This window comes from Marinomonas hwangdonensis, assembly GCF_003721245.1.
GTDB lineage: Bacteria > Pseudomonadota > Gammaproteobacteria > Pseudomonadales > Marinomonadaceae > Marinomonas > Marinomonas hwangdonensis.
Genome location: NZ_RIZG01000011.1, coordinates 71,227 through 80,289 on the forward strand (window position 1 = coordinate 71,227; position 9,063 = coordinate 80,289).

A 9,063-nucleotide genomic window follows, 5' to 3' on the forward strand; every position below is an offset into this window, starting at 1 on the left:
TTAGCAACAACTCATAACCCTTATACCACTCACAAAGCTTCAATTATTTAATCACGTACGACCAAAAAGTACATAAAATAATATTCACTAGGTTGCGTTTCCACTTTAGGCATCGTTTTCTTTTGTTTTCGCGTATTTATAAACCGTATTACGACTGACACCAGCCGCTTTGGCTGTTTGTGAGACATTGCCTTTAAAGTCGTGCAACAGGCGTGGAATCAACCGCTCCAGCGGCTCATCTTGCCCAACACTTTCAGGTTCGGTTTGGTCAAAAGCGGCGGTATCAAGATCATCAAAGAAATCATCAGGTAAGTGCCATTCTTCCAGTATTTCTTCATCCGCCATGGCCATGCCGACTTTTAGCACGTGAACGAGCTGGCGCATGTTGCCAGGCCAAGGATGCCTCACCAATAGTTCTAACATGTCTGGTGACAAAGCGGGACCCGGCTCTTCTTTACGTAGACGGTTATGCAGATATTGAATCAACTCGGCTTTATCAGCGCGCTCACGCAAGGCAGGTAACTCTATGTTCAAACCCGAAATTCGATAATATAAATCTTGACGGAAACGGCCTTCTTTTACTTCGTCTTTTAAGGTGCGATTGGTGGCTGAAATCAACTTGATGTCGACCGGATACGTTTCCGTAGAGCCTAATGGCGTTACCACTCTTTCTTGTAAAACACGCAATAAACGCGACTGTACCGCCATCGGCATTTCACCAATTTCATCCAGAAACAAGGTACCACGATGAGCACGACGAATTAAGCCAATCGAGCCTCTGTTTTGCGCACCGGTAAAAGCGCCTTTTTCATAACCAAAAAGTTCAGACTCTACCAACTCAGCCGGAATGGCTGCGCAATTTACCGCCACCAACATCTCTTTGGCACGAGAGCTGTGATAGTGCAAACTGCGCACGAAAATTTCTTTGCCAGCACCTGTTTCCCCATGAATAAGAATCGGAATGTCCTTTTCCATAATCTTATGGGCTTGACGGACTAAGCGCGCAACTCGCTCGTCACCATGTTCAAGTTGATCAAGCGGAATCACATTGTCTGGCACGTTCTCCATTGGTATATGGGACGATGCTTGTTTCTGCTCGTTCAATGGCCTTGCCTGCTGGATATCGACAAGCCCCGGAGATAAGGGAGGGACGTACTCGGCCCGACTGCGAAAGTCTGGCACTCGCATAATTTGTTGAATCGGCGGGATGACTTTGACATAAAATTGATATCGCCCCATAGCAACCAGCTTCATCGGCAAATTAAATGGGTGATGTTTGATTTCTCGCATTTCAATATCAAATACCTGATTAATATTGAGTAAAGCTAGGTCTCGAGCCAACACTACCTCTGCTCGACGGTTTGCCGATACTATAGTGCCATTTTCATCCAATACCAAAATACCCGACCAATGACTGTCTAAACTGACCACATTCGTATTGAAACTGAGAATAAAATGCTCTTGCTGAAAAGCGGAAAAGATCAGTCGATTTTCCACACTCAACGACATGAGCTTTACCATTCCAAAAGTGTGATCTTGGGGAAGATACGCATCCGAGGAAATATCCAGCACACCCACTAAATCATTTTTGGTATTGTAGATTGGCGATGCCGAACCCACCATGAAGCGATTTGCACGCAAATAATGCTCATCACGCCCAACTTGAATGGCTTGTCCCGTAATCAATGCGGTGCCTATGGCGTTCGTGCCCGCACCGGCTTCGCTCCATTGGTTTCCACTGACTAAACCATGTGAGGCACCACTGCCAAACCTAGGCTGCCCCCAGGTATTTAGCACATGACCTTGCCGATCAGCTAACACAATCATGCACGCAGAATTACTTAAGATATTTTCGTAATAAGGCAATACTTCGTTTTCTGTGGTTTCAAGCAGGCTTCGATGCTGTTCAACTAAGTCACTAAATGTCCCCTTGGGTAAGGTCGCAAAATCAGGACGACTGGTGTGGTTCAAGCCAAATTGCTCACAACGATACCAGGAGGCTTCGATGCGTTCTTTGTGAGTGTGAGACGCAGGCGCCTCAAACATGGGGGAACGGCTACCAGCTTTTTCTTCTTGGTGACGTTTCTTATTATCGTCTTGCATTGTTAACTCCAGCGCAGCCAAGATTCAAATATTCATAAGACTGTGCATAAAATGTTCATCACTATTGTTCTACTGTAAACACTTTGAACACTCCTGAACAGTCTTTTTTCAAAAGTGAAAAACCTTAAGAACGCCTTAATTCTTTAATTAAATTCATATAAATCAGTACTTTAATAAAAAATAAAACGTAATTATTTCATTTGGCATGCATATTGTAATGTACTGATCTGTGTTGGTGCGTTCGCTTTTGCTTTTTTACAACAGGAAAGCCTTGCACTAAAAAAAACAATAACAACAAAAAGGTACTTACAATGTCTTTGACGCTGCAGAATGTATCGCGCGTTGTTGAAGGTGAAACCTGGATCGATGATGTTAACCTTACCCTCGAACCCGGCTCTTTCAATGTATTACTGGGTCGAACCCTATCCGGTAAAACAACGCTGATGCGACTCATGGCTGGTCTAGATAAGCCAACCAAAGGTAAAATCATCATGAATGGCGTAGATGTCACTGGCGTGCCAGTGCGTGAACGCAATATTTCTATGGTTTACCAACAATTTATTAATTACCCCAATCTTAGTGTTTACGAAAACATCGCCTCTCCATTGCGCCTCGCGGCCATGGACGAGAAAGAAATCGATCGTCGTGTTCGTGAAACCGCCACCATGTTACGTATTGACCCTTTCCTTGATCGTCTACCGTTACAACTTTCTGGTGGACAGCAACAAAGAACCGCCATGGCGCGAGCACTCGTGAAGGACTCTCAAATAGTCTTGTTTGATGAACCTTTGGTTAACTTAGATTACAAGTTACGTGAAGAACTCAGGCAAGAACTGCGTGCGCTTTTTAAAATCCGTAACTGCATTGCAGTATACGCCACCACCGAACCTAACGAGGCGCTCGCACTCGGAGGCAACACCGCGGTATTAAACGAAGGTCGTCTATTGCAAATGGGGCCAACCGCTTTGGTTTATCACCAACCAAAAAATATTGTTACCGCCGAGATGTTTTCTGAACCCCCTATTAACATTGTGAAAGGTCGAGTCAGTGAAGAAGAAGTGACCTTTGACGAAACCGTGCATTTTCGCTTAAACAGTGATTTGCGTGGTTTGAGCCCGGGTGAGTATCAATTTGGTGTGCGTGCATCCCATATTGGATTAGTCCCTCATGCCGATGACGATTTAGAGCTGCCTGTACGCGTCGATCTGGCTGAAATAAGTGGGTCAGAAACCTTTTTGCATGTACATAACCCTCATTTTGATCTGGTACTTCACCTTTCTGGTGTTCACGCGTATCACGTGGATCAAGAAATCAAGGTCTACTTCCCGACGCACAAACTCTATGCCTTTGACGCGCAAGGCAAGATGGTGCATTCCCCAGCTCGTATGAGGGATCAGTAATCATGGCTTCTATTACATTAAATGCCCTTGCGCATACTTACACAGAAAACCCAACCAAACCGGAAGACTATGCCATTCGTGAGATGACTCATGTGTGGGAGCAAGGTGGTGCCTTTGCTTTGCTTGGCCCTTCTGGCTGTGGCAAATCCACATTATTAAACATTATTTCTGGCTTACTAAAACCCTCTAACGGTGAAGTCTTATTCGACGGCAAACGAGTCAATGAGCTTAAGCCAGAAGAGCGTAATATTGCTCAAGTTTTCCAATTCCCGGTGATTTACGACACCATGACAGTGTTTGACAATCTGGCCTTTCCGCTGCGTAACATTGGTGTGCCCGAGCATAAGATCAAGTCAAAAGTCCATGAAGTGGCTGAGATTTTGGAATTATCAGACCAACTGAAGCGTAAAGCAAAGGGCCTGTCAGCCGATCAAAAGCAGAAAGTCTCTATGGGACGCGGGCTAGTACGCGACAACGTATCCGCGATTTTGTTCGACGAACCTTTGACGGTCATCGACCCTCAATTGAAGTGGAAGCTACGCCGTAAGCTAAAGCAGATCCATGAGCAGTTTAATATCACCATGGTGTATGTCACCCACGATCAACTTGAGGCCTCCACTTTTGCGGACAAGATCGCGGTCATGTACAACGGCCAAATCGTTCAATTTGGCACGCCCCGAGAACTGTTTGAAAATCCCACACACACGTTTGTTGGCTATTTCATTGGCAGCCCAGGTATGAACTTCTTTGAAGCAACACTAGAAAATCGTGACCAGCAAGACAAACTCGTCTTTGGCAAAGAAGAAATATCAGTTAGTGACGCCATGTTAGCGCGCTTAAAAGCCATGGGAGCAAACAAGGTCAAAGTTGGCATTCGCCCTGAATTTGTTCATGTGTGGGACGGCAAAAACAATGATGCTTTTGCGGTTGAAGTGGACTATGTGGAGGACTTGGGTACTTACAAGATCTTATCTTTCATTTTTCAAGGACAAATGATGAAAGCGCGCCTTAGTGAAGACCAACAGGTTCCCTCAGGGCAGATCTATGTCAGCTTTCCCGAGCAATGGACAAAAATTTATGTAGACGAATACCTCGTTGACATAACCGATTCTGCTATCGCTGTCGATCAAGCGCAGGAGATCAGCCATGCAAATTAAAGTTGAAAATAACAAGGCGTGGTTCCTTGTCTTACCCGTTTTCATTATTGTGGCGTTTTCAGCCATTATCCCACTCATGACGGTGGTGAACTATTCTGTACAAGACATCTTCGACCCTTATACGCGTTACTTTGTCGGTACGGAATGGTTTGAACAAGTCATGCAAGACAGCCGTTTGCATGAAGCATTAATACGTCAGTTTATCTTCTCTTTCACTATTCTGATCATTGAAGTGCCATTAGGGATCTGCGTTGCCTTAATGATGCCAACAAAAGGGCGTGGAGCATCGTTAGCATTGATTTTGGTCGCCATTCCATTACTCATACCTTGGAACGTAGTGGGTACTATTTGGCAAATCTTTGGTCGTGCGGATATTGGGTTGTTCGGGGCTTTTATGACAAACATTGGCATCGACTACAACTATTCTTCTAACCCTATAGATGCCTGGTTAACTGTTGTATTGATGGATGTATGGCATTGGACTCCTCTGATCGCTTTGCTGTGTTATTCGGGGCTTCGCTCTATTCCAGAAGTGTACTATCAAGCCGCGCGTATTGACCAAGCCTCCCGATGGGCGGTCTTCCGCTACATCCAATTGCCAAAACTCGCGAATGTGTTGGTTATCGGTATGCTATTGCGCTTTATGGATTCTTTTATGATCTATACAGAGCCCTTTGTATTAACTGGTGGCGGACCGGGTACAGCCACAACATTCCTCAGCCAATCCTTGGTTCAACAGGCTATCGGTCAATTTGATATTGGGCCGGCTGCGGCATTCTCATTGGTCTACTTTTTAATCATCTTGCTCGTGTGTTGGGTGTTCTATACCACCATCATGAATATGCAAAAAGACAAGTAGGAGAAGATTATGACTCACTCAACATCACCTATGACACACAATAAAAGCGGTTCAAAAGAACAAGCTCCGGTTCATAGCCGAGCGGAACGTAAAGCTCGCAATGCGACACTACGTGGCCGCTTTGGTTTAACTCTGTACCTTATTTTACTTTTGTTGCCTATCTATTGGTTAGTCAACATGTCTTTTAAAACCAACACGGAAATTTTGAGCGGGTTGTCGTTTTTTCCCGCTGATTTCACGTTAGACAACTATGCGAAAATCTTTAGTGACTCCACTTGGTACATGGGATATGTCAACTCCATTCTCTATGTAACGATGAATATGGTTATCAGCTTATTGGTGGCATTGCCAGCGGCCTACGCTTTCAGTCGCTATAAGTTTATTGGCGATAAACACATGTTCTTTTGGCTATTGTCGAATCGTATGGCACCACCTGCGGTTTTCTTATTGCCTTTCTTCCAATTGTATTCCTCAGTCGGTTTATTTGACACCCACATTGCCGTAGCGCTAGCGCACTGTATCTTCACAGTGCCACTGGCTGTATGGATACTAGAAGGTTTCATGAGTGGGGTACCACGTGAGATCGATGAAACAGCGTATATTGATGGCTATTCTTTTCCAAAGTTCTTTGTGCGTATCTTTATTCCACTGATTCGCTCTGGTATTGGCGTAACCGCGTTCTTTTGTTTCATGTTCTCTTGGGTGGAATTGCTACTAGCCCGCACTCTGACTTCTGTCGATGCAAAACCAATCGCCGCTATCATGACTCGCACCGTCTCGGCGTCAGGCATGGACTGGGGGCTGCTAGCCGCCGCGGGTGTACTCACCATTTTGCCTGGCATGTTGGTCGTTTACTTTGTTCGTAACCACGTCGCGAAGGGCTTTGCCCTTGGCCGAGTATAAGGGGAACTATTATGGCTTGGATGTCTTGGACTCTACCTACGGCTTTATTCTTTACTGGCATTGCCGTGATCTTAGTTGGCATGACCGCTTGGCAGATTATTTCACCTTGTGTGGAACGACGCGGCTTCTTGCCACTGGCAACAACACGTGGAGATCGCCTCTTTATAGGACTGCTTAGCAGTGCTTTTATCCACCTTGCATTTGTCGCTTTGACAGATGTGAACATAGCGGTGGCCACTGTCCTATGCGTATTATGGATGATTATCCTAATGCGCTGGGGCTAGTCAATGTCCCTAATTCATAGGAACGATGGACTGTCTGGCATGGATGCCAAATTTAACTAAACTTTGTTGAGGTTATATATGCACTACAATAAGAAAAAAATTGCACTCGCCGCCTTACCCTTCGCTGTCATGATGCACTCTGCCACGTTATGGGCTGACGCATACTCAGACGCTGCTAAAAAATGGGTAGACACCGAGTTCAGTGTTTCAACACTAAACAAGCAACAACAGCTTGAAGAGATGCAATGGTTTACTGATGCCGCTAAAAAATTCCGTGGCATGGAAATCAACGTTGCGTCAGAAACGCTAACAACTCACCAATACGAATCACAAGTTTTGGCTAAAGCCTTCGAAGAGATCACAGGGATTAAAGTCAATCATGATCTAATCCAAGAAGGTGACGTAGTCGAAAAACTGCAAACACAGATGCAATCGGGTCGTAACATCTATGACGCTTACGTCAATGATTCCGACTTGATTGGTACTCACTTCCGCTATGGTAAAGTTGTTCCTATTTCAGACATGATGAATGGCGATGGCATGGAATACACTTTGCCGACACTGGATCTTGCGGACTTTATAGGGCTTGACTTCACAACTGGACCTGACGGCAAGCTTTATCAGTTGCCAACTCAGCAGTTTGCAAACCTTTACTGGTTCCGTGCCGATTGGTTTGCTCGTCCTGATTTAAAAGAAAAATTTAAATCTATATATGGTTATGAACTGGGTGTGCCTGTTAACTGGTCTGCTTATGAAGACATTGCTGAGTTCTTTACTGATAAAGTCAAGACAATTGACGGCGAACGCATATATGGCCACATGGACTACGGTAAGAAAGATCCTTCTCTTGGCTGGCGTTTTACTGATGCTTGGTTCTCTATGGCGGGTGCTGGCGACAAAGGTACACCAAATGGTTTACCTGTGGATGAATGGGGTATTCGTATCAAAGATGCGTGCTCACCTGTTGGTTCAAGTGTCTCTCGTGGCGGTGCGACAAACGGCCCAGCAGCTGTTTATGCAACAACCAAATACGTAGACTGGTTGCGTAAATACGCGCCACCAGAAGCGCAAGGAATGACATTCTCTGAATCTGGTCCTGTACCAGCTCAAGGTGGCATCGCTCAGCAAATCTTCTGGTACACCGCGTTTACGGCTGACATGACGACGAAAGGTCTTCCTGTTGTAAACGAAGATGGCACGCCGAAATGGCGCATGGCTCCTTCTCCAGTTGGACCATACTGGGAAGAAGGCATGAAAAAAGGTTACCAAGACGTGGGTGCTTGGACATTCATGAACTCAACGCCAGATGATCGTCGTCTAGCGGCATGGATGTATGCTCAATTCACAACATCTAAAACCGTGTCTTTGAAGAAAACCTTAGTAGGTCTAACGCCTATTCGTGAGTCGGATATCAACTCACCTGAAATGGCGGCTGCAGCACCTAAATTAGGTGGCTTAGTAGAGTTCTACAAAGGACCCGCTCGTAAACAGTGGTCTCCAACTGGAATTAACGTACCAGATTATCCTAAGCTAGCTCAACTTTGGTGGCAGTATATTTCTCAAGCAGCCAGTGGCGAAGCGACACCTCAAGAAGCCTTGAACGGTCTAGCAGCGGCACAAGACAAAGTAATGGAACGCTTAGAGCGTGCTAACGTACAGCCGCTATGTGGACCAAAAATGAATACGCCACGTGACGAGGCTTACTGGTTAGCGCAACCTGGTTCACCAAAACCAAAATTGGCTAACGAAAAACCACAAGGTGTTACTGTGTCTTACGACGCGTTACTTCGCTCTTGGGAGTAACCACACCTTACTCTCTCTGAACCTTTGACCGGCCTTGGCCGGTCTTTTTTTACTCAAAATCCAAACAAACGCCCTCATAAAAAACTCAGACGATACCTTTAAAAAGAATAGTCTTAATAGGCCTCAGTATTCACCTTAAAGTCAGAAACGTCCCCTTCGTCTCCTTATACAAACACAAACCTTGCCATCCGGTCTGCACAGTACAGAGGTAAATGGCCTAGCTTATACGGCTCTTATGCAGAGACTCTCCCCTTGATAGTCGATTCGCGCAGACGTTCTTAGATAGCTGGTACGACACCTTCCGATCTTGAACAGAGGCTTTTTCCTTGGTCATCGATCCGCACAGATGTCCTGAGATCTCTGGTACGGCACCTTCTGATTGTGAGCAAAGACTCTCCCCTTGGTCGCCGATGCGCGCTGACGCGTTGAGCCTGCGAAACAGGCGCTAGCGCATCGGCGACCAAGGGGAAGGCACTGAGTGGGTGACGGTTCTGCATGGGGTGACGGTGTCTGCAGACTGTCTTGTTTCTTGAGACAAAAAAAAGCCCTGACAG

The 9,063-nt window shown here is 45.6% G+C and carries 7 protein-coding genes; 6 read left to right on the top strand and 1 reads right to left on the bottom strand.

Going from position 1 to position 9,063, the window contains the following annotated elements:
• Positions 1-105: 105 nt before the first annotated feature.
• Positions 106-2,103: a sigma-54-dependent Fis family transcriptional regulator gene (locus EBI00_RS14450; protein WP_123096661.1), complete on the bottom strand. Its 1,998-nt coding sequence runs from the start codon at positions 2,101-2,103 to the stop codon at positions 106-108.
• Positions 2,104-2,414: 311 nt separating this feature from the next.
• Here EBI00_RS14450 and EBI00_RS14455 point away from each other — a divergent pair, with 311 nt between their 5' ends.
• The 6 genes from EBI00_RS14455 to EBI00_RS14480 all read left to right on the top strand — a co-directional run bounded on the left by EBI00_RS14455 (position 2,415) and on the right by EBI00_RS14480 (position 8,509).
• Entirely contained in the window at positions 2,415-3,503 is a 1,089-nt protein-coding gene (locus tag EBI00_RS14455; RefSeq protein WP_123096662.1) for an ABC transporter ATP-binding protein, read from the top strand.
• A gap of 2 nt (positions 3,504-3,505) precedes the next feature.
• The gene (locus EBI00_RS14460) at positions 3,506-4,660 is read left to right on the top strand and encodes an ABC transporter ATP-binding protein (RefSeq protein ID WP_123096663.1); all 1,155 of its coding nucleotides are present in this window, start codon (positions 3,506-3,508) and stop codon (positions 4,658-4,660) included.
• On the top strand, positions 4,650-5,519 hold the full coding sequence (locus EBI00_RS14465) for a carbohydrate ABC transporter permease (protein WP_123096664.1): 870 nt from the start codon (positions 4,650-4,652) through the stop codon (positions 5,517-5,519). Before EBI00_RS14460 ends, EBI00_RS14465 begins: the two co-directional genes overlap by 11 nt.
• A gap of 9 nt (positions 5,520-5,528) precedes the next feature.
• Positions 5,529-6,422, top strand: coding sequence for a carbohydrate ABC transporter permease (locus EBI00_RS14470; RefSeq protein WP_241557053.1), 894 nt, complete (start codon positions 5,529-5,531; stop codon positions 6,420-6,422).
• Between the two features lie 11 nt (positions 6,423-6,433).
• A complete protein-coding gene (locus tag EBI00_RS14475; RefSeq protein WP_123096665.1) occupies positions 6,434-6,706 on the top strand; it encodes a DUF2160 domain-containing protein in 273 nt (90 codons plus the stop codon).
• 78 nt (positions 6,707-6,784) lie between these two features.
• Positions 6,785-8,509, top strand: a complete 1,725-nt coding sequence (locus EBI00_RS14480) for an ABC transporter substrate-binding protein (RefSeq protein WP_123096666.1) — start codon at positions 6,785-6,787, stop codon at positions 8,507-8,509.
• The last annotated feature ends 554 nt before the right edge of the window (positions 8,510-9,063 follow it).

Excerpts from the sequence above, each read along its gene's own strand:
- EBI00_RS14450 (WP_123096661.1), bottom strand. The coding sequence starts at position 2,103 with ATGCAAGACGATAATAAGAAACGTCACCAAGAAGAAAAAGCTGGTAGC.
- EBI00_RS14455 (WP_123096662.1), top strand. The coding sequence starts at position 2,415 with ATGTCTTTGACGCTGCAGAATGTATCGCGCGTTGTTGAAGGTGAAACC.
- EBI00_RS14460 (WP_123096663.1), top strand. The coding sequence starts at position 3,506 with ATGGCTTCTATTACATTAAATGCCCTTGCGCATACTTACACAGAAAAC.
- EBI00_RS14465 (WP_123096664.1), top strand. The coding sequence starts at position 4,650 with ATGCAAATTAAAGTTGAAAATAACAAGGCGTGGTTCCTTGTCTTACCC.
- EBI00_RS14470 (WP_241557053.1), top strand. The coding sequence starts at position 5,529 with ATGACTCACTCAACATCACCTATGACACACAATAAAAGCGGTTCAAAA.
- EBI00_RS14475 (WP_123096665.1), top strand. The coding sequence starts at position 6,434 with ATGGCTTGGATGTCTTGGACTCTACCTACGGCTTTATTCTTTACTGGC.
- EBI00_RS14480 (WP_123096666.1), top strand. The coding sequence starts at position 6,785 with ATGCACTACAATAAGAAAAAAATTGCACTCGCCGCCTTACCCTTCGCT.